The 22,465-nt window shown below is 37.2% G+C and carries 18 protein-coding genes and 2 pseudogenes; 2 read left to right on the forward strand and 18 right to left on the reverse strand.

Annotated features, from left to right (window positions below; genetic code table 11):
- Nucleotides 1–50: 50 nt before the first annotated feature.
- Nucleotides 51–501: pseudogene (locus tag NDM98_RS09585) on the reverse strand (Lrp/AsnC family transcriptional regulator).
- A gap of 689 nt (nucleotides 502–1,190) precedes the next feature.
- On the opposite strand from NDM98_RS09585, the gene NDM98_RS09590 reads away from it, so the two are divergent.
- On the forward strand, nucleotides 1,191–4,097 hold the full coding sequence (locus NDM98_RS09590; protein ID WP_251606818.1) for an SH3 domain-containing protein: 2,907 nt from the start codon (nucleotides 1,191–1,193) through the stop codon (nucleotides 4,095–4,097).
- A gap of 410 nt (nucleotides 4,098–4,507) precedes the next feature.
- On the opposite strand, the gene NDM98_RS09595 is transcribed toward NDM98_RS09590, so the two are convergent.
- From NDM98_RS09595 to NDM98_RS09620, 6 genes are all read right to left on the reverse strand, one after another.
- Nucleotides 4,508–5,590, reverse strand: coding sequence for a glycosyltransferase family 4 protein (locus NDM98_RS09595; protein ID WP_251606820.1), 1,083 nt, complete (start codon nucleotides 5,588–5,590; stop codon nucleotides 4,508–4,510).
- A 141-nt stretch (nucleotides 5,591–5,731) separates the two neighbouring features.
- A complete protein-coding gene (locus NDM98_RS09600) occupies nucleotides 5,732–6,481 on the reverse strand; it encodes a glycosyltransferase family 2 protein (protein WP_251606823.1) in 750 nt (249 codons plus the stop codon).
- A complete protein-coding gene (locus tag NDM98_RS09605) occupies nucleotides 6,478–6,954 on the reverse strand; it encodes a hypothetical protein (RefSeq protein ID WP_251606824.1) in 477 nt (158 codons plus the stop codon). Before NDM98_RS09605 ends, NDM98_RS09600 begins: the two co-directional genes overlap by 4 nt.
- Nucleotides 6,955–7,072: 118 nt before the next feature.
- Nucleotides 7,073–7,945 (reverse strand): NAD-dependent epimerase/dehydratase family protein, encoded by an 873-nt coding sequence (locus tag NDM98_RS09610; RefSeq protein ID WP_251606826.1) that lies wholly within the window; start codon nucleotides 7,943–7,945, stop codon nucleotides 7,073–7,075.
- The gene (locus NDM98_RS09615; protein ID WP_251606828.1) at nucleotides 7,893–9,263 is read right to left on the reverse strand and encodes a UDP-glucose dehydrogenase family protein; all 1,371 of its coding nucleotides are present in this window, start codon (nucleotides 9,261–9,263) and stop codon (nucleotides 7,893–7,895) included. Before NDM98_RS09615 ends, NDM98_RS09610 begins: the two co-directional genes overlap by 53 nt.
- Nucleotides 9,263–10,672, reverse strand: a complete 1,410-nt coding sequence (locus tag NDM98_RS09620; protein WP_251606830.1) for an O-antigen ligase family protein — start codon at nucleotides 10,670–10,672, stop codon at nucleotides 9,263–9,265. Before NDM98_RS09620 ends, NDM98_RS09615 begins: the two co-directional genes overlap by 1 nt.
- A 288-nt stretch (nucleotides 10,673–10,960) precedes the next feature.
- On the opposite strand from NDM98_RS09620, the gene NDM98_RS09625 reads away from it, so the two are divergent.
- Nucleotides 10,961–11,311: a hypothetical protein gene (locus NDM98_RS09625; RefSeq protein ID WP_251606832.1), complete on the forward strand. Its 351-nt coding sequence runs from the start codon at nucleotides 10,961–10,963 to the stop codon at nucleotides 11,309–11,311.
- Nucleotides 11,312–11,556: 245 nt separating this feature from the next.
- On the opposite strand, the gene NDM98_RS09630 is transcribed toward NDM98_RS09625, so the two are convergent.
- The 11 genes and pseudogenes from NDM98_RS09630 to NDM98_RS09680 form a co-directional block, all read right to left on the reverse strand.
- Complete coding sequence (locus NDM98_RS09630; protein WP_251606834.1) at nucleotides 11,557–12,360, reverse strand: glycosyltransferase family 2 protein; 804 nt, start codon at nucleotides 12,358–12,360, stop codon at nucleotides 11,557–11,559.
- A 52-nt stretch (nucleotides 12,361–12,412) separates the two neighbouring features.
- Complete coding sequence (locus NDM98_RS09635; RefSeq protein ID WP_251606836.1) at nucleotides 12,413–13,462, reverse strand: glycosyltransferase; 1,050 nt, start codon at nucleotides 13,460–13,462, stop codon at nucleotides 12,413–12,415.
- A complete protein-coding gene (locus NDM98_RS09640) occupies nucleotides 13,463–14,296 on the reverse strand; it encodes a lipopolysaccharide biosynthesis protein (RefSeq protein WP_251606839.1) in 834 nt (277 codons plus the stop codon).
- The gene (locus NDM98_RS09645; RefSeq protein ID WP_251606842.1) at nucleotides 14,238–14,900 is read right to left on the reverse strand and encodes a lipopolysaccharide biosynthesis protein; all 663 of its coding nucleotides are present in this window, start codon (nucleotides 14,898–14,900) and stop codon (nucleotides 14,238–14,240) included. The genes NDM98_RS09640 and NDM98_RS09645 overlap by 59 nt, the downstream gene beginning before the upstream one ends.
- 200 nt (nucleotides 14,901–15,100) lie before the next feature.
- Nucleotides 15,101–16,627 carry a glycosyltransferase gene (locus NDM98_RS09650; RefSeq protein ID WP_251606844.1) on the reverse strand — a complete coding sequence of 509 codons (1,527 nt, stop codon included), beginning with the start codon at nucleotides 16,625–16,627 and terminating at the stop codon, nucleotides 15,101–15,103.
- A 98-nt stretch (nucleotides 16,628–16,725) separates the two neighbouring features.
- A pseudogene (galU, locus tag NDM98_RS09655) lies at nucleotides 16,726–17,608 on the reverse strand (UTP--glucose-1-phosphate uridylyltransferase GalU).
- Nucleotides 17,609–17,622: 14 nt separating this feature from the next.
- Entirely contained in the window at nucleotides 17,623–19,785 is a 2,163-nt protein-coding gene (locus tag NDM98_RS23455) for a CDP-glycerol glycerophosphotransferase family protein (RefSeq protein ID WP_251606846.1), read from the reverse strand.
- A gap of 96 nt (nucleotides 19,786–19,881) precedes the next feature.
- Complete coding sequence (tagD, locus tag NDM98_RS09665; protein ID WP_251606848.1) at nucleotides 19,882–20,271, reverse strand: glycerol-3-phosphate cytidylyltransferase; 390 nt, start codon at nucleotides 20,269–20,271, stop codon at nucleotides 19,882–19,884.
- Between the two features lie 162 nt (nucleotides 20,272–20,433).
- Complete coding sequence (locus NDM98_RS09670; RefSeq protein ID WP_251606850.1) at nucleotides 20,434–20,838, reverse strand: hypothetical protein; 405 nt, start codon at nucleotides 20,836–20,838, stop codon at nucleotides 20,434–20,436.
- A gap of 2 nt (nucleotides 20,839–20,840) precedes the next feature.
- Complete coding sequence (locus tag NDM98_RS09675) at nucleotides 20,841–21,188, reverse strand: CDP-alcohol phosphatidyltransferase family protein (RefSeq protein ID WP_251606852.1); 348 nt, start codon at nucleotides 21,186–21,188, stop codon at nucleotides 20,841–20,843.
- A gap of 28 nt (nucleotides 21,189–21,216) precedes the next feature.
- On the reverse strand, nucleotides 21,217–22,410 hold the full coding sequence (locus tag NDM98_RS09680; RefSeq protein WP_251606857.1) for a CDP-glycerol glycerophosphotransferase family protein: 1,194 nt from the start codon (nucleotides 22,408–22,410) through the stop codon (nucleotides 21,217–21,219).
- Between the last annotated feature and the right edge of the window lie 55 nt (nucleotides 22,411–22,465).

The raw sequence follows: 22,465 nt of genomic DNA on the forward strand, positions 1-22,465 counted from the left end.
TCCACCCCGATATTCATAAATGTGATTATTTTCAAACAATTTAGTCTGTATTAAGCCATATAAGAGAATGTATCTTTATATTTCTTCAGTTCAATGCTGACATCTGCTGAAACGATACCATCTAATTTAGCTAATTCCTTGTTCACAAAGTGAACAAGATCTTCATTGCTTTTAAAATACGCTTGTAAAATTAAATCATGTCTTCCTGAAAAAGCAGCAACAAATCGAACCTCAGGATATTGATTAAGATGTCTGGCTACAGCCTCTTGCTGACCAAGCTTTGTTGTAATTCCAATAATAGCTTGTACTTGTAAACCAATCGCATCAGGTTCTATATGAATAATGAATTCAAAAACCCCATCTTGAAGCATTCGACTAATTCTCGTTCGTATAGTCCCTTCACTGACCTCAATATGCTTTGCAATCTCTGTATACGGTTTTTTTTCCGTTTTCTTGTAGTAATTTTAGGATGGCAAAGTCCACGTCATCCAATTTCGCCATAAGACCACTCACTTTGCACTGATAAATTTAGTATTAAAGAGTAGAAAAAACTACGTTTAATAGATTTATACGAGATTTTTTTGCAAATTTCGTAATTTGAATATTTTTATTATAAAAGACTCACACAAGGAATGCAATATTCAATCTTTTTAAAATAGTATTTTTTATTGATAGATAATCTGACTAGCTAGAGCGAAATTCGAAAAATCGTAATGTTTTCAGGCATTTTTCATGAAAAATTTCGAATCTATGTAATTTAAAGAAGATATACTACGAATTCTTATTAATGAACAAACACCCAACAAAACCTTAAATTATACCAAGATAACAATGGAGCTTCAAAAAGAAGTTCTGCTGCTTTTTTTGTCGAATATCAATCTACTAATATTCACTTTTAGACGAGTTTCTTCATTATAATGTATCCGTATAATTCTTCCGTTTTAAAATGTCTTACTAAACATAAACTCACGTTACATTAGTTTGTGATTCACGCACATTTTCTTGATTTTTTTCTATCTCCATACTAGACCAAATAAATTTATAGGTATATTATACCGGTTACAATGAATCAATTAGCGGTTTTTATCGAATTTCGCCGTCAAAACTCTTAACTTTTTACCCATTTACACCGATAATGTTCTTAGGAGTCTAGTTATTTAGTTTCCTAAAATTATAATAAATATGAAGAGGTGAGTATCATTAACATTCGTCATGTTGTCGCAGGCACTTCACCCGTTGTCTTAGCTTTCTTGATGTCATCAGTACCTTTTCAATCTGCCTTAGCTAATTCAAACTATAAGGTCACTCAATACGACCTTGATTTTAATAATGTTGTCGAGAAACAAGTGAAGGCAAACGCCCAAACAGATAAGAGTTATGATGTCTATATTCATGCAGACGGAGTAAATCTTGATGCTGGAGGTAAAACTGGAACATCTAAGGGAGCTTGGAATGTACGTGGTGGTGCTGGATCACAATCTTGGAAAGTTGGCCAAACGTCAAACGGTCAAAAGCTGACGATTCTGGGAAGCAAAAAAGCTAATGATGGTTCTACATGGTACCAAATTAGATATGATCGCACATGGAAAAATGCAAGCCCTGAAGATGTTGCTCATTATCTAAATCCGAATAATGTTCAACCTGGAACAAGCAATTTTTATCAATTTTTAAATTTAGGTGAGACAGCAAACCTTAGTGCACAGTCTATTAATAATCAACTTCTTAATGGAAAAGGATCATTATCTGGACAAGGACAAGCCTTTATCAATGCGGCTAAATCAAATGGTGTAAACGAAATTTATTTAGTCTCTCATGCTTTGCTCGAAACCGGAAATGGCTCTTCACCATTAGCTAGAGGAATCAATTATAATGGAAAAACGGTTTATAATATGTACGGAATTGGCGCGTATGATGGAAATGCCGAGCAAGCAGGTGCCGCTTACGCATATAGTCAAGGTTGGTTCACAAAGGAAGCCGCTATTGTCGGTGGAGCAAAGTTTGTTGGAAACAACTACATAGCAAAAGGTCAGAACACGCTTTATAAAATGCGTTGGAATCCTGATGCTCCTGCTACCCATCAGTACGCGACAGACATCGGCTGGGCAGAGAAGCAAACATCTCGAATGGCTAGCATGTACAATTTGGTTGAAGACTACACTCTTCATTACGATATTCCTCAATACAAAAATCAACCAGGAACAACACCTGACTTTTCAAAAATTGATGATAATCAAAAGAAAGACGGGACTCCTGGAACAACAACAGCCAACTTAAATGTACGTTCTGAGCCTAGCACTAGTGGTAACCGTCTGACTCTACTTCCGTCCGGCACAAAACTAACCATTATTAGTAAAAAAGAAGGTTGGTATCAAATCCATGCAAATGGAGTAGACGGCTGGGTATCTGCTGAGTTTGTAAAAGTTAATGCTAGCACACCTACTGAAAACAACAATACAGACAAAGAGCAAGTTAAAGATGATAGCAATTACGATGTTATTGGTACTGGTACAACAACAGCTCGCCTAAATCTGCGTTCTTCTAATAAGATCGAGGCTAACAACATCGTGACTACACTAAACAACAATCAAAACGTCGACATCCTTGAGAAAAGCGGCACTTGGTTAAAGGTGAATGCTGCTGGCAAAATCGGTTGGGTTTCCGCTCAGTATGTGAAAACCGCTTCATCTACTACTAAGCCATCTGAACCAAAAGAAGACACAAAGGCTGAAGACAAGGTCATCTCTACCGGTACCACTACGGCTCGTCTAAATCTGCGTTCTTCTAACAAGATCGAAGCAAATAATATCGTGACTACATTAAACAATAATCAAAAAGTCGACATCCTTGAGAAAAGTGGCAGTTGGTTAAAAGTTAAAGCCTCTGGCAAAACTGGTTGGGTTTCCGCTCAGTATGTGAAAACTGCCTCATCTACTGCTAAGCCATCTGAACCAAAAGAAGAAGCAAAGGCAGAAGACAAGGTCATCTCTACCGGTACCACTACGGCTCGTCTAAATCTGCGTTCTTCTAGCAAGATCGAAGCAAATAATATCGTGACTACATTAAACAATAATCAAAAAGTCGACATCCTTGAGAAAAGTGGTAACTGGTTAAAAGTTAAGGCTGCCGGCAAAACGGGTTGGGTTTCGGCTCAATATGTGAAAACCGGTTCTACTACAAAAGCACCTACACCATCCGTTGAAAAAGCAACTGATACAGGCACAACAACGGCTCGTTTGAACATGCGTTCTTCAGCTAAAGTTGCAAGCAACAACTTAATTACTACCCTCAACAACAACCAAAAAGTTGAGATCATTGAGAAAAGTGGCAGTTGGTTAAAGGTTAAGGCCTCTGGCAAAACTGGTTGGGTTTCGGCTCAGTATGTGAATGCAGGTTCTACTACAAAAGCACCAACTCAATCTGTAGATAAATCAACTGGCACCGGCACAACAACGGCTCGTTTGAACATGCGTTCTTCAGCTAAAGTTGCAAGCAACAACCTAATCACTACGCTCAATAACAACCAAAAAGTTGAGATCATTGAGAAGAGTGGCAGCTGGTTAAAAGTTAAAGCCTCTGGCAAAACTGGTTGGGTTTCGGCTCAATATGTGAATACAAGCTCTACACCAACAGCATCTGCACCTAAACAAGAAGCAAAAAAAGAAGTGAAAACAGCAAGTACTGGAACAACTACTGCTCGTTTGAACCTTCGCTCGTCTGCAAAGGTCGAAAACAACAACTTAATCACAACTCTTAATAACAATCAAAAAGTTGAGATTGTCGAGAAAAACGGTAACTGGTTAAAGGTTAAAGCCTCCGGTAAAACTGGTTGGGTTTCGGCTCAGTATGTGAATACAGGTTCTACACCAACAGCATCGGCACCTAAACAGGAAGCAAAAAAAGAAGTGAAAACAGCAAGCACTGGAACAACTACTGCTCGTTTGAACCTTCGCTCGTCTGCAAAAGTAGCAGCAGATAATTTTATTGTCACACTAGCTCAGAACGCCAAAGTAGAAATCCTCGACAAACAAGGTAACTGGTATCAAGTGAAATCCGGTGGCAAAACCGGCTTGGGTCTCAACAGAATTTATAAAAGCTAGCTGATCAGACAAAAAGAAAGACGGAGTGGCCATCATGCCACCCCGTCTTTTTTGACTCGAATTCAAGTACTCTTAACGCGTTTAAAAATAAGTAGTACAATAGCAATGACAAGTAAAGGAACTGCGATAAACGTACCAAATAAAAAGATTGTATTCAAAGGCATTTCGTTTTGACTCCCCTCTTGATTGAATAGTTCCTTCAACAACAAGAATAGATCTAAGAGGCGAATGATTGATAATTAAATATAGAATATCATGAGAACGCCTTAATTCAATAAGATTGCAAATATATATTTATCGACTACATTTAATATGTTTTGAAACATAAAAATCACCCCTCACATTATATTGTAAGGAGCGACGCCGGAGCGATAGATATGATATTAATCCGCACTATTTGCTGGCCCATCTCATTCATATTTCTTCACCAACTGCATCTTCTCCAATGCCTTTAACAAAGGTTTTCTCTTTTGACCAATCAAACCAATACCTTCAGCAAAGACAAAGATTCCAAACAAGATTACAACTAACAACACAAGCGATACCCAGTTGGCTGTTTGAGAAAAAAGAACAGCCACTGCACCAAACAATAAAGAGATTCCGTAGATAATTAAAACAGTTTTTCGGTGACCATACCCCATCGCTAATAGACAATGATGCAAATGCCCTTTATCGGGAGTACCTATGCTTTGTTGATTTAATGTACGTCTAATCACCGCAAAAGTCGTATCAATAAATGGAACAGCTAATATAAGTAAAGGCACAATTAAGCTAAACATCGTTACACTTTTAAATAAACCCATCATTGATATAATCGCCATTGCATAACCGAGAAACATCGACCCTGTATCGCCCATAAAAATCTTTCCTGGATAAAAATTATAAAGCAAAAATCCAGTCGTACTACCTAACAACGACAGCGATAACACAATCACACTTGCATAGGCTATAGGATGCCCAATCGCCATGATAAGCATTGTTAACACAGCAATTGTTGTAACACCTGCTGCCAGTCCGTCTAATCCGTCAATTAAGTTCACCGAATTAATAACAGCTAGAATCCAAATAACCGTTACTAAAAAGCTAAGATAACCAAACTCCCAATTCCCGATAAAAGGAATTTGAATAAATTCAATTCGAAGTCCTGATGAGGCTGCACAAACCGCCGCGATTGTTTGTCCAATTAGTTTTGTTTTGGCTCCGAGTGCAAAGCGATCATCCACTAACCCTACTATCGCAAGGACCAACGCCCCACCGATTAAAAAGATCATATCATCTCGTGTTTCCCCTAGCTGTGGCCACAAAACAGCTACTCCTGCAGCTACTCCAAGCATCATCGCAATCCCACCAATACGTGGCATGTTTCCTTTATGTACTTTGCGTTGATCTGGCTTATCAACAAATCCCCATTTTCTCGCTAATACAATGACAACAGGAACCGTTGCAATTGTAACAAAAAATGCTGCTATTAAACCTAGTAAATACATCTGCATCCTGATTCACCTCAGCCCTATTTTCTTGCATTAAAATGCGTTTCTTTGCTGCTACTCTACCCAAACAATAGCAAAGCAAATGGCCACTGTGCGCAGATTTACAAACGTTTAACAAAGGGTTTAGAATAGCGATTATTTTGTTCACAATTTCTTAAAACCGTGCCATGCATAACTGGCAAATACATAACACGCCTTCCATAAGGGAAGGTTTTCATTGTCTCTATAAATGCTCCAGTTTCTTTTTGCTGCATGTAGCTTGTTACTTGATATGGAAGTAGACACTTTCCTGTAACAGGCAAGCTCTTCGTTTAGTCCATACGCTTGATAACCACGTTTTAATATGGTTAACCATAAGACAAAATCCTGTCTCGTTCTTATTGTTGGCATTTGCACTTTTCCTAACACGTCAATATTTAACATGACGGTCAAACAGCCAATGATTGTATTTTTTAATAAGCTGTTATACGTTACAACCTCAGGTGCATGAACAACCTTATCGCGCTTCTCGCCATTCTCTCTTATGATTCTGTAGCTCGTGAAACTGAAAACATATTGATTAGCTTCCATAAAGTGCACCTGTAACTCAAGTTTTTCTGGCATCCACAAATCGTCGCTATCTAAAAAAGCTACATATTTCCCGTTTGCCCGGTTAATGCCTTCATTCCGTGCCCCTGCTGCTCCTTGGTTTGTTTTTAATTGAATGATGGATATTCTCGAATCTTTTTTCGCAAAACTCTCAGCAATCTCCATACTTCGATCGGTTGATCCATCATCAACTAAGAATAGCTCCCAATGAGCATACGTTTGTTTCTGAATAGATTGAATGGTTTCTCCTAAAAACTTTTCCGAATTGTATACAGGTGTTATGACAGAAACTAAAGGTTCAGTCATCCTCTCACTCCCTTTTTCTCTACTTGTTCTAGAAGCCAATAATCTGCAGGCTTATGATAGGTGAAGGTTACATGTTCATGCTGCTCGGAGCTCCAATCAATCGAAATCTCGCCCTCCAGATGCTCATCTACCACAACCGGCTGCCCACTGATGTCAACTGAGATAAGTGCATCTATTTCTGGAACATCCTCACCCTTCACCCAGCTAATAGCTTGTTCTAATAAGCGTTGACCAATATAAGGAACTAGTTCTTTCTCTACACGTTCTTCGGGCAAGTTTGCTGCTCGCAATTGTTCTGTCTTAAATGCTGCGGCGGCATGATTGAGTCGAATGGCTATTAATCCTTCTTCATCAATCGTTACAGTTTGTGGCTCGTTTGACTCTGGTTGTTCAGTTTCTTGGTCTAAAAAGAAAAAACCACTGAGAAATAGAAGAGCGAGTAAGGACCAAAACAGCTGATACCATCTTTTCATGATTGTTGTTCTCTCCTTTATCCATCAAAAAAGGGGATAGATGACACGCAAATTCATGCGTGTCATCTATCCCCTCACTCACTAGCGATAAAAAGAGTAGGTCTCCCCCAAGCCCTTCTTAATATCGATTCGTGGTGTCCAAGCCCATTTGAGCTAATGCCTTATGATTTGTTAAGTAACTATGTTTAATATCTCCCTTACGTTCATCTTTTATTTGTTTTTCAAGTTCAAATCCAGCAACTTCTTCCATAAGTTGAATAGTCTCTAGTAAGGAAGTGGCTTTGCCTGTACTAATATTAAAGACATCATTAAATGATTCATCACTAGCTAAAAGGTTAGCTGCTGTAATATCGGCTACATGAACAAAATCTCGTGTCTGTTCACCATCACCAAAGATCGTGAATGAATCCTTTTTTAGTGCACTATTCATTAAGACACAAATCACTCCACCTTCACCTTTTGGATCCTGGTATTGCCCATATACGTTTGCATAACGGAAAATGGTATATCTGATCCCATATAAGTTTGCATAGGTTCGAATGTATTCTTCTGGATTGTATTTAGAGATACCATACATAGATAATGGTCGAATGGGATGTAACTCATCCACTCCAAGATATTCTGGCGTACCGTATATAGCGGCCGATGATGGATATATCAAACGGCAACCTGGCACTGCTCGACAAGCCTCTAACACATTTATTGTGCCTAATATGTTGATGGATGCGTCTTTAATCGGATCTTTAATTGCTGACTGCACATCAATTTGAGCAGCATGATGATTAATTAGATCTGGTTTTTCTTTTTTTACGATCTCTATGAATGCCACGTCTCGAATATCCACACCGTATACAATGCAATCACTTAACCATTCAAATTCTGTATGAGCGGCTTTGATATCAACAACAACCACTTCATCCCCTCGATTGAGGTAGGCTTCAACTAAGTTTCTGCCGATGAAGCCTGCTCCCCCTGTAAGAAGTACCTTCATAACTCTCTCCTTCTATCTCTATTTTTATTCGGCCTACGGAATCATAATAAAATCCATGGCTTTTCATAAGCTGTGGTTCAAACAAATTCCTACCGTCAATGACAATCGGTGATGCTAGTTGGTTTTTTAACTCTTGTAAGTTTAGTTCTTTAAATTCGTTCCAGTCCGTCAAGATTATGACTGCATCTGCATCACGTGTGGCTTCCTGCCAACTTGAGGCAAATGTAATATGAGGCAAATAGCTAATTGCCGCCTGCATGGCAATTGGATCATACGCCCTAACGTCAGCTCCAAGACTAGTCAGCATCGGAATAATATCTCTTGCCGGTGCTGCACGCATATCATCGGTATTCGGCTTAAAAGCAAGTCCAAGCACAGCTATTCGTTTGCCTCGTAAGCCTTCGAGTCCAAAGGCTTGTTTTGCCTTCATGACGAGACGTTTTCGTTGTTCAAAATTAACCTTTTCTACTTCTGGTACAATTTTTAATGCATAACCTGCACTCTGTCCCATCTGAATAAATGCCTGTGTGTCCTTTGGAAAGCAAGAGCCACCGTACCCAATACCGGCTCCAAGAAATGCTGAGCCAATTCGAGGGTCAAGCCCCATTACTTCAGCAACCTTTGTGACATCGGCATCTAGCTGCTCACAGACATTAGCCACTTCATTAATAAAACTGATTTTTGTTGCTAGAAAAGCATTGGCCGCGTATTTGCTCATTTCTGCAGTAGCTAAATCGGTGATAACCAAACGTGTATCAAACGGTTGGTGTAGCTCTATTAATAATTCTTTTGCTTTTTCCGACTCCACTCCAAGAACGGCACGCTCCATATGCATCGTATCATAAATCGCTGATCCCTCACGTAAAAACTCTGGATTTGATGCAACATCAAATGCCATTTTACCACATTGTTCCTGAATCCAACTCTTTATTTTTTGTCCGGTCCCAACTGGTACGGTGCTTTTTGTGACAACAAGCTTATATGATGTTAAGTGATGCCCTATTTCTCTAGCCACTGATTCGATAAAAGACAAATTAGCTGAACCATCCGATTCGGCTGGCGTACCAACTGCAATGATAACTATGTCCGCTTTTTCCATCGCTCCCTCAAGGTTGGTTGTAAAGCGGAGTCGCTCGTTGTTTTGATTTCGGACAAGCAATTCCTCTATGCCTGGTTCATAAATAGGTGAACGACCAGCTATAAGTTGCGCAATTTTTTTATCATCTTGATCTACACATGTGACGTTGTGACCAACCTCGCTAAAGCATACGCCTGATACAAGTCCTACATATCCAGTCCCTACAATACAGATGTTCATTATTTACCTCCAACCTTTCTTGGCTCCAGAGATTCATGTTCTATACCTTTTCTATTTGCTTGTAGGCTACGTTTTCCTAGTTCGGCGCATAACACCGTAATCATCACAATGACCCAAAACCGCGGTGAGACAAAATCAGAGCGGTAGAGCGAGGTTATGCCCAGGTGGAACCACAAAATCACAGCGTACTGATAATAGGTATCTTCATTTCGTCTTTTATATAAATGAATAAAAAATAAAATAAAAGCAATAAGAAAAGCTCCACCACCAATTAATCCATGTTCAAATAATAAGTCTACAAACACATTATTGGATGTAGCACTTAATTTAGAACCATACGCAAGGAATTTTGTTTGTGCCAAGAAGTCATAGCTGCCTGGACCAAATCCAAAAAGTGTATTTATCCATGAGTAATCAAACAACCAAATAAACGGATACACTAACATATATAAGCGACTATGATTGGTTACATCAAATAAGACATCAAACCTACCAATAATCGGCATAAAGAGCTCATGTACAAGGCTCCACTTCCACCAGATGACCAATCCAATTGGGATAAGCGACACCAATATGGGTTTGATTAACTTTTTCAAATTGATTGTTTTTGACGTAATGATAAGCCATAACGCAAACAATCCAACAAGCAAAACATTCGCATAACCACTGATTGAAAAAGAAAAAAATAAAACAAAGAGGACAGGCAGCATCCATTGCCAGAGATACGAACGCTTATTTTTATACAACATTAAGCCAATAATAAGTCCATCGATCAAAAATGGAACAAGGAAGCTTGGCTCCTCGGTTAGTGAGGTTAATCTAAAATTAATGAGTACCTCTGACTGAACACTATGTACAGCAGATCTCGTATGAAGGTCTGGCATCGGATAACCAATTGATAAGTGCAAAAACTGCCAGACACCAAACAAAACCAAGACGCCAATACCACCCAAATACGCTTTGCCTACATAATTCAACTCAGTGTTGGTCAATCGTTTTAGTAATAAAATAAAGAACGTCATGATGCTAATATAAATGACTCCATTTAACACTCTACGAGGCAAGGAGTTTTGATAATAATTCACGTATTCGGAAGACAGTATATAAGTCAAATTAAATGTTGCCGCCACTATGGCCAAACTAGCTGGAATAAACAAGGCAATAATTGTCCAGTAATACGGTGATTTTAACGACTTCACAAGCTGCGACGTTTTCTCTGATTCAATGAACCAAACAAAAAATAGCAAGCAGAGAACAGCAAAGCTTGTTATAACCGACGTAGCAACGGGAAAAGCTTTTTGATACTGACTCACAACTGCAAAAGGTGCCAAAAACGCTAGCAACACCAAAGCCAAAGCCATTAACTTAGGTTGATAAGGTTGTATGGTTTTTTTTAATAGTGTAATCATAGTCTGGGTTCCTTGTCTTTTAGGCTGGTTTCATCATAGCACGCATCAATTACCACTTTTGTTAAGTAGCTGTAAAGATTAAATAAAGTTATTTTGAGACAGATCATAAATTTGTGCGATCTTTAAAACCATTAGTTGAATAACTATCTATAGCTTTGCCGAAACAAAAGGATTTAACCACCTCACAGTCTGACATTTACCTTCTTTACAAAAGAAATGTGATGAGCTTGCAAGGACACTAAAAGTCGCTATACTTAAATTCGAACCTACACGAAGGAGGCTGTTCAATTGAAAAAATTGTTGATACTCGCTCTACTCTCATCATTCCTATTACTCACCGCATGCGGTCAGCAGCCATTAACCATACGTAGTACACTGGAAGGCGATCAGTATGTGAGAAACAATATAGAATCGTTTACAGGAGAAACCTTTGATCAACTTATATCAACTGAGCACCCCGTAGATGATTCGGATATCGAAAAACTAAAGGACATCATAAGTAAGAATGAGCAAACACGATATACTCGTTACGACGATGAGTTATATCGATACAATTCAACAGGCGAGCTGCTTTATTACACCAAATGGAACGAAGAGGACGGGGAATATAAATTAGCCGCTCTTGAGTTTCCAGAATAGAAGATGTGAAAAAAGGTACCAAAGCTCATGAAGATGAGCTTCAGTACCTTTTTTTGTGGGATGAGGGCGAGTGATCGGTTACAACCTTGGGCAGTTTTGCTTTTCTCATGAGCGGTTCTTACCATGTTATGAGCGCTTCTCCACCTCTCATGAGCGCTTCTCCACCTTTCATGAGCGCTTCTCCACCTTTCATGAGCGCTTCTCCACCTTTCATGAGCGCTTCTCTACCTTTCATGAGCGCTTCTCTACCTTTTCACTCCCCTCTCACCAAACGTTAATGCCACAGCCTTCGCATACGTCTGAACTGGACGTTTCAGATGACGAACCTTCTTTGCAAATAATACGGTTAATAAGATGATGTCCAGTGGTTTTCGGTACAAAGCAGCAAACAGCGCACCTTTGCTTACCATCGTTCGTTCATCGAGTCGTGATGCTTGTGTGGGCTTTAAATGGTATACGATAACCTCAGGTATATAACTAATGATGTAACCTGCTCTCTGTAGGGCAAATAGAAAGATATTCTCCTCTCCGCTTGGGTGTTTAGCACCAAGGCCAAAATTTTCATTAAAACGCAAGTACTCACGATCAACCGTCTGCACATCCACAAATATTTCTATAGAGGACTTCCGGAACAAATCTCTTGTACGCACGTTCTCCGCTTTTTCAACTGGATAGTTTTTGTAAGATTGTTTTGTTGTTGGATCATATATTTGATAACAAACTACTTGAGCTTTACTCTGGGCAAAAAAATTCTCAACCTTTTCAACAGCATCATTCGGGTACCAGCAATCATCATCTGAGAACGTTACATATTGCCCACTTATCACTTTAATACCTTCATTTCGAGCATAAGAAAGACCTCGTTTGCTTAACTGTACTTGCTTATAAGCAAAAGCCCTTTCACAAAGCAAACCTGCTACTACTTCATGCTTGTCTTGTGAGACAACGATGACTTCAAACTTAGTACTAGTTTGATTCTCAAGGCTTTCAAATAATCGGCTGAGCTCCTGCTCTCTTGTACCTAATGTTGGAATGATGATGCTTAACATAGGATCTCCTCCAAATAATTAAAATAATTGTTCATAGGCTTTTACACAGTTATCAATCGAGAAAGTAGAGGCTCTCTTTTTTAATAATTCTTCTGGCTGTGGATGATCTAACGCTTGCACAATCGCATCTGCCATCTCTTCCGCCGCTCCTACTCGGACAAGATTTCCGAGTCTGCCATGCTCGAGTATTTCTGCTTGGTCCACTTGGACAATCCGTAGCGACCACGGTTGTTCCCATGGCAAATGCCTCGATCAACACATTACCAAACCCCTCCCATGCTGAGGAAAGCACAAATAAATCAGCTTTTTTCATGTAAGGGTATGGATTATTTTGAAAGCCAACAAAGTCGACAACCTCTGTTAGGTTTAGCTCAGCTGTGAGTTCCATCAGGGTGTCTTTTTCAGGTCCATCACCAACGATCATTAACCTTGTATTAGCTCTCACATCATTTACCTGCTTAAATGCATGAAGTAATGTCTTATAATCCTTTTGCACATGCAAACGTCCAACTGTCACAATCACTTCCTGCTTTTGTTCAAACCAAGGATGGTCCACTCCATCCTCTCCGCTTTCCAATAGCTCAGCGGTCACAATCGGATTATAAATCACATGAATTCTTTTATCCGATACACCAGACACCTGATGGATGTCATCTGCTACTCCCTTAGACACACAAACGATGTCATCGGCAAATCGATACATCATGGAAATCCCACGCTTAATCTTGTTAAATTGCGGCAACCTGCGCGCTTGCTCTGTGATATTGACATGGCTGCTCACAATGATTTTTGTTCGCACACGTGTAAGCTTTTTTGCAAGAAGAACGATCAGGTTAATGTAATCCTTAGCTGATATCAGGACATCTGGCTTATGTGTAGAAAGATACTGGCGAATACCTAGTAAGCTTGCCCGTAAATTTGGTTTGTTTAGATCAACCACCGCGACACCTTCTGGAATATCATGTACGTATTCACCCTTCATTTGCACAACAACCAACTCAACTTGATATCCCTTTTCAAGCAGTCCTTTCATTAGATGCAGAGTCAGTCGCTCCACTCCCCCACCTTCGAGAGAATACAAGATAAAGGCAATCTTTTTCATTTAATGTTCCTCTCCTTCCCGAGATCGCAGCCGACTCCTAATGAGGTTTCGAACACCTAGTGCATCCACAAACCAAATCAGTGTCACATAGATCACCAGTCCAACCACAACCTGAACGAGTAACCAGCCTAACCCCACTTCTGCTCGCATAAACCAAAGCACCAAACCCATCACAATCGAAGCACATAAAATCTTAATAAAATCTTTACCTGGAAACGGAAAGTCTCGGATGCGAATGTTCATAAAAAACAAACTCAATAAAATAGCAGCCGCATAAGCAGCCACAGTTGCTGCGGCTGCCCCCCGTAAGCCAAAGTCAGGAATCAACAGGATCGTTAAGATGACATTTAACAAGGCGGCTAGGAAAACTGGTAGAACCTGCACAGACGTTCGTTTATGTAAATGAAAGATGATATCAACCGCATATAATTTTATTCCTTTTAAGAAAGCCCCCACCGCAATTAAGGGCATAATGAGCAGCGCCTGCTCTCTAAAACCTTCACCTAGCATCAATCCCACCACATTTGGTGTCAGTATAATTAAACCAATCATTGCAGGCAACGCGATCAACAACAGTAGTCCAGTATTCTCCTTTACTTGCTTTAAAGCCTCAGCCTCACCCTTTTGCTCCATCGTTCGAACTGCAATCGGAAAGGCTGCCAGGTTAATGACAAGCATTAACGTAAAAATCGTCTGTTCAGTCAAATCATAAGTTGCCGAATAGGTTCCATTTGCACCAACACCAATCATCGCACTAATAATAAACCGGTCCGAATTATGAATCACTACACCAAGCAAAAGGGTTAATGCAAGCGGTACTCCATATCCAGGCAAAACCTTTCACAATCTCTGCATCAAACGTTTTTAGACGTATTGCTCCTCCCCACTTTTTGACTGTTGGCCACGCTAACGTCACAACAAATGCTAGAACTAGCCCCCAGAGCAAACCAAGCTCCTCAAAACCAGCTAAGATCAGCACAACGCCAAATGCTAACGCTAAAACCGAACGCAAAAACGATAGGTATCCATACAGCTTTGGATTAAACTCCGAACGAATCACATTTAAGTTCATTTGATACCATGACTGACACCACGACAAGATGAGTGCCAACAACACATGAACCCAACCCAAGCCATCAATGAAAAAGTAAAGCGGAAGCCCTGCTATCGCACTAACTCCAACCAATGCCAAAAAACATAATTTTACCGTATCAAAAAATGGCCTCTCTCCTTGATACATTGGATAATACCGAAGCAAACTCACCTTCAACCACTCAAACACAATCGCATTAATCATCGCCGCAATTGCAAACACCAACGCATAACGGCCATATTCAACCTCCGTCAATAGTCGTGTATACACAGCAATCGCTGCAAAACCAACCAAAGCAGGAATTCCATGTGATAGTAAATAAGCAAATGCATGTCTAGCCAGCAACAGACTTCCTCCTCCAACAACAACCTTATACACCCAGTATGGTCACAAACTGATTGTAGCAGAATCGGATCACGAAAAAAAAGCGCCTCCCGATCAGGGAACCGCTTTGCCTTTACAGTATTTACGTAGGGTTTACAAACTTTATGCGGGCTTAAACTAACCATAAATCAGGTATATATCCATTTTTTAATCTATTGTATTCACCCTAATTCTTTAAGCATATTCATCCACTTTTGATAAACCACTTCGTTTGAATATTTATCTATCATCTTCAATCTACCGAATTTACCCATATTTGAGGCGACTTCTTTTTTATCCAATAGATATAAAATTTTATCGGCCATTATTTTTTCATCATCAAGCTCCACTATAAAACCAGTTTCATTGTGATCTATAATATCAGTTGCACCATAATTAAAATCATAAGAAACCACAGGAGTTTCATTCTCTAATGATTCAACAGCTGCCAAAGGAAGACCCTCATAATTAGATGTCAAAAGACTTAAAACGGATGATTTAATTTCTTCTTTAATATCTCTTGAGTACCCTTTTAAGAAAACATTATTACCCAATTTATATTCATCAATTTTATTTTGTAATTTTTTCTCCTCCTTTCCTTTTCCAAAAATATTTAATATAGCATCAGGTCTTTTTTCAACTACTAGACGAAACATAGCAATAGCTCTCTGAATATTTTTCTGAGGTTCTAACCTAGTAACCATTATTATATTATTATCTCTTTTTTCTCTTTGTTCGTGTTTAGAAATGGTTATCGCATTAGGAATAACATATATATTATTATGTTTTCCATACTGCTCTTGTATGTCTTTTTTTTGTTTTTCTGTAAGCACAATCAGTGCATCTAACTTATCTATTCTCTTAAACACATAATCGTATTTATTCTTCACTTTGCTTCCTGTAGTAAATGGAGATTCAAAATGATTATTATGGACAAAGTAAGCTCTCTTTGCGTGTTTCTTATCAATTCCCATTATTTTCGGTCCACTTCCTTGGCCATTAGAAATAAAGAGTGGTTTTTTATTCTGATGTTTAAACCTGATAGCTATTTCATTGAGCCAAAATTTATCATGTGCTTTATTCCCACTAAATTTTTTTACTTCAGTACTATCAATGTCAAACAAAAAAACTTGACCAGGTTCACCTATTTCATTGTAATATCTTGTAAGGAAACAAAAACCATTATCCGAAAAATATGACTCCCTTGCAATGTTTTTCGTAATCTCACTATAATAGATTTTTCTTGAAACGCTTTGTCTCTCATTAAATTCCACACGCTTTACTAGATCAAAGACTTTATTGTAGTATTCAAGGGCAACAAGTTCATTTTTCTGATAGAAATGTGACTTAATTAAAGAACCTTCTTCAAAGTAACTAAGAATAGTTTCATTTTCTTTCTCTTCTTTAAAAAAACTCTTTCCTTTAATTTCTATTTCGTTTTTATAAATACTTTTGTCAATCTCACCCGAATTATTATTTTTCTGCGAATAATACTCATATTTATTTAGATGATGTACATTTTCATAAACTCGATTCATTGACTTCAAGTCGTCAAAGATACTTTTATACTTTGGTTGGTAATCAAAGGTTGTTATGGAAACATTGTAATTAGCATCTGTAAACATTTTTGATTGATTCAACGTTGCTACAGTAACCCCAGATTCAGGGGATATCCCATACGTCACTAAAAAAACTTTATTCTCAAACATGATTCTGCCTCCATATTAATATATTTAAAAGCCAAAAAACGGTGAGAAATTGCATTGCTCACCGTCATTAATTACACAGTTTTGTTTATAACTAATTATTATTTCAAAATGTCCTCAAGCTGAAGATATTCCTTCATTTTTTTGATAAGCTCTGGCTTTAACTCATCACGTTGCATCGCAAATTCTAACGTAGTCATAACAAAACCTAACTTCTCACCAACATCATATCGCTTGCCTTCAAAATCATAAGCAAATACCGGTTGCTTTTCATTTAAACGCTGAATCGCATCCGTTAACTGAATCTCTCCACCTGCACCAGTTTCCTGGTTTTCAAGGTATGTAAAGATTTCTGGAGTTAGTAGATAACGTCCAAGAATAGCAAGGTTAGATGTTGCCGTACCAAGCTTGGGCTTCTCAACAAATTGATTTACCTTATATAAACGACCATCTTGACTAATAGGATCAATAATACCATAACGATCGGTTACACTTTCATCAACCTGCTGCACACCAATAATGGAAGAACCCGTTTCATTATACTGCTCAATTAATTGCTGTAGGCAAGGCTTTTCGTTTTGTACAATATCATCACCTAATAAAACAGCAAACGGTTCATCTCCAATAAACTTACGCGCACACCAAACCGCATGACCAAGTCCTTTTGCTTCTTTTTGACGAATGTAATGAATATCCACTTTTGATGCTTCTTGTACTTTTTCAAGAAGCTCAAACTTTTCCTTCTCAATTAAGTTCTGTTCTAACTCAAATGCATGATCAAAATGATCCTCAATCGCACGCTTACCTTTACCCGTAACGATGATGATATCCTCGATGCCTGACTTAACTGCTTCTTCAACAATATATTGAATTGTCGGCTTATCTACAATCGGGAGCATTTCCTTTGGCATTGCTTTTGTAGCCGGCAGGAATCGTGTTCCGAGTCCAGCAGCTTGGAATAATGGCTTTTCTTACTTTTTTCATGAGGAATCTCCTTTTTAATCACTATTAATAATAACTCTCTCACTGATTCTTTTAGATGCTTGTCCATCATCAAGATCACAATAAAGATTATGAAATTTCTCTAGTCGGTCTTTGTATTGTATATTTACCTGATCTATATTTTTTAAAACATTAATTAGTTCATCATTATTCATTATCAGAGGACCTGGACCATCTTCTTTTAAATCAATATAGAACCCCCTCAACGTATCCCGATATTTCTCTAAGTCGTAGGTAAAAAATAATATTGGGCGTTTAAGATTCGCATAATCAAAGAAGACAGATGAATAATCTGTTATTAATATATCAGATAGCAAATATAATTCAGAAATATCATCATATTTAGACCCGTTATAAACAAAATCACTAACATTTTCTAAATCCAAGTGATCTGCAATAAAATAATGAGTTCTAATAATAAAAAAGTACTCTTTTCCTAACTCCTCTCGCAATCTTTCCAAGTCTAAAGTTAATTTAAATTTGTACTGCCCAGGCTTATAATACTCATCATCTCTCCATGTAGGTGCATAGAGTACAATTTTTTTATCGATAGGTAAACCAAGTTTTTGTTTGAGCTCTAAACTAATTTCATCTTTATTAGAACTATAAAGCAAATCGTTCCTAGGATATCCATATTCTAATATTTCATTGTCATACAAAAAAGCTCTTTTAAAAACTTCAGTTGAAAATTTGTTAGCAGAGACTAGGTAATCCCAAGAACGCGATTGCTCATAGAAATCGAGCTTATAATTAGGGTTAGCCGAGTGAATATCATCCATGTCAAAAACTAACTTTTTTAATGGAGTACCGTGCCAAGTTTCCAAGAAAATTTGCTCTTGACGTTTAACATACCATAACGGTTGACGCATGTTATTTACAAGAAATTTAGATCTCGCCATAAAATAAAGGTGTTTAAAACTAAATCTCTTTACCTTAACCGCTTTGAAAGGAATATTTTTCTCATTCTCATTAAATACCCAAATATGTTTATATGCGTCTGGATATTCTTTACTTAAATATTCATATATATATTTGGGACTATCTGAATAGTTCTTACCTAAGAAGCTTTCATATAGTATCCAATTTGGTTTTACTGATAACTTTTTTGATAAGAAAGATAAATACAGTATGCGCTTCGACGTTTTTGGCTTTTTTATCATTTTTTTGATTTTTTTAGCGGTAGAACGGATTCTTGCTATTTTTTGTGCTTTATAAAAATTCTTATCAACTAAATTTTTAATCTCAAAGTTATGAATTTTTCTATTGAAATAAAATAATTCCAATTTCATTACCAGGAATGCTTTTGACCATTCTTCTAAAAGTATGATTCGGTTATCATCAAGTTCTCCGTCATATAATGAGTTGAAAAATCTATGATGATAAGAATATAACAATCTTTTACGAAGCATTGCGCTTATTTGTGACTCTGAATCCAGTTCTTTCATAGCTAAGCTGAATGATCTTGGGTACAATAATGCTCTATTTGATCTTTGAGACAGTGATGGAAATTGAACAGCATCATTTCTTCTTAGTTTCAAATATTGAGCATCTTTATCAAATACAATGTTTGTTGATTTCTCATATGCTGGCATAGTGAAAGTAATATCAGACAAATCTGATAAACTCTCATTAAAAGTAATACGATTATCTAGAATGAAATTCATATCATATAATATATTTAAGCAAGAAGCTCTCATTTTCTTCCTAGTTACAGATTTAGCTTTAATATTTCTAGATTCGACTAATCTATCCATCATAACGCCATAGGAGGTTGAAAATGAAGGCTTTACATTAACCTTCTTTAGTGATCCTAAAACAAAATCCGCAGAAGAATGCTTCATAGTCTCGACTAAACAATAAAGTGTGTGTTCATGAATGTAGTCATCTATATCCATGAAATAAAGATAATCACCCTCTGAATTCATAATTCCTTTATTTCGAGCAATTGCTACATTAGATATTGATTTGTCAATTATTATTTTCAAATCGAATTTCTTTTTAATTTCATGTAGTAAAACATCTATTTCTGATTCGATTTCATTCAGTACTATTATCCATTCAAAATCTGAATAAATTTGCCTTTCAAGCAAATTAGCACATGCCTCTATATATTTTTTATCTTTATTATATAGCGGGGTAATTATACTTACTTTTTTCACTATTTATGACACTCTCCTAACACATCAAGTTTAATGGAAGAACACTATACAAAAGAAATAGAGGCTTACGTTGAACGCAGGCCTCATTATCGGAAGTTATTGATGCAATAGTTCATCCTTGATTTTAGAGGTTGATATTCCATCAGTTCTTGGAAGGTAAACAACTTCACAATAATCATTTAAAAAGTCAAATTTCCCTTCCCAATCATCTCCCATAACAAATATATCTATATCGTACTTTTTAACATCTTCTACTTTTTGATCCCATGTTTTCTCAGGGATCACTTCATCCACGTAACGAATAGCCTCAAGAATCATCTTTCTATTTTCAAAGCTATGATATGCTTTTTTATCTTTAATTGCATTAAACTCATCAGTAGATATAGCGACAATCACGTAATCACCTAAGTCTTTTGCACGTTTTAGTAAGTTTATATGACCCCAATGTAATAAATCAAATGTGCCATACGTTAATACCTTTTTCAAGGCTCTCCCTCCATATCTGTAGGTAGTTAATAATAATGTCTAAAAAATATTGTTATCACTTTGTAAACACTTTAACAGTATAACACAAGCTTCTAAATAGAATCATGGCATTTTCTAGATAAAGTGCGAAAGATTCTATTACATCACATGATCAAATAATTCTCATGTAAAAGTCCTAACGGTTACGAAAGCTCTTAAGAATACTTTCAGTATTAAAACGCCAAGAAAACCTAATATATAATAAGTAATGACTTGCACTCCCATCAAATATTCAAGACAAACTGACAAAAGAAGTATAAGAAAAAAACCAGGTAATCCCAAAATAAAACAAGCAAATTCAAATAAAATCGATTTATTTCGTATTTGCTGTACTGGATCTTTTTGCTCAATTGTTGCAGTATGAGTCAAATCGAACGATAAAGGAAGAAGGAGAGACATAATAATACAAGTAATAACAATATACAATAAAATCATTGAGAGCATAGAGATCTCTAACATTCCTGTCATAACAAGATATGCAAGTGGAAACGAGAGGAACACGGGTAATGTCGCTGCTCTAATCAGCATGTCTATAAAAAATCCAAGCTTGGATTTTTTTTTGTCATTCTCGCTAGTTCACCATCTACACAATCAAACAAATAGCCTAAATTATAAGCTACAAAGGCTAAAATAAAACTTGTTGGTGTGGCCATAACCATAAACAAACCTGATAACAAAACAAACAAAACACTTAACCAACTGACCGCGTTTGGTGTGAGCCTCATTTTTTCAAATAATATCGTTATATAAATTGACATTCGTCTGAGTACATACCAAGACCACAAATCTTCTTTTGCACTATACGGTTGGACCTGACGTCTTAGTTCTATAATGCGCTCTGAATCAAAAAAAAATGTAGACAATTTCTCGGAAGACAAAGTGACAGCTCCTTCTTTTTAACACCACTTATTTAAGTGCAAATATCTCTTCTACCGTTTTTGCGGCTGAACGGCCATCATCAAGGTAACAAAAACGTTCTAAAAAGCCTTTATAGAACTGGTCATTTTTATTATCCAGACCTTCAATCTTTTTAATTTCTTCAACAATTTGATTCGTATTCATCACTAATGGTCCAGGCGCTTCCTTCTCTAAATCAAAATAGAATCCGCGAATTTTACCTCTGTATAATTCAATGTCATATGTGAAGAAAAAAATGGGTCTTTTTAAAATGGCATAATCAAAGAATACAGATGAATAATCAGTGATTAAGATATCGGACATCAAGTATAGATCGGTAATATCGATACCTTTTGAGTAATCAAATACAAAGTCTTGATATTGATCGATCTCAAACATCTCTGATACAAAAGAATGCATTCTTAATATGACAATATAATCGTGACCGATCTCTTTTTTTAATAGATCTAAATCAAGCTGCAGCTTAAACTTATACTTGCCTGGTTCATAGTACTCGTGATCTCTCCATGTTGGTGCGTATAAGATTACTTTTTTCCCTTCAGGTAAACCATGTTTTTGCTTAAGTGTAATAATGTCAGCTTTATTATTACGGTTCATTAAATCATCATTACGAGGATAACCCTGCTCAATTATTTTCCCTTTAAAATCAAATGCCCGTTTGAAAATCTCAGTTGAATAGCGATTAGGTGAAAGGAGATAGTCCCAATTTCTCGCTTCTTTTTGAAAGCCCTCGATATAACTTTCACGATTAGTACCTGGCATATGCACTTCTTCCATATCTGCAACAAGTCTCTTTAAAGGGGTTCCGTGCCAGGTCTGAATGTACACATTATGTTTTGGTTTTGGAACCCAAGATGGCATTCGGCTATTGGTTACCCAATATTTTGCACGGGCCATTTTAATAAACCATTTTAATGACAGTCTTTTTACATATGGAATACCAGCTTCATCAAATAAATGTTTACTTTGTTTATTTACACTCCAAATCAGCTCATAACCCGACTCATGCTCTTGCATATATTCATACATGGCTTTTGGATTACAGCTGTACTGCTTGCCCGAAAAACTTTCAAACATCACAAGCTTCTTTTGAATAGGAAGCAACGAAGCAGTGGCAAACAAGCATCTTGATATTTGCCTAGCTAGCGGAAGTTGTTTTAATCGTTTTATAGTAGATTTCATTCAATTCTCCTTATTCCATCCTCTTCAAAAGAAACCTCCGTCACATATTGTGAGT

The organism is Alkalicoccobacillus plakortidis, from assembly GCF_023703085.1.
In the GTDB taxonomy this organism is placed as follows: domain Bacteria; phylum Bacillota; class Bacilli; order Bacillales; family Bacillaceae_D; genus Alkalicoccobacillus; species Alkalicoccobacillus plakortidis.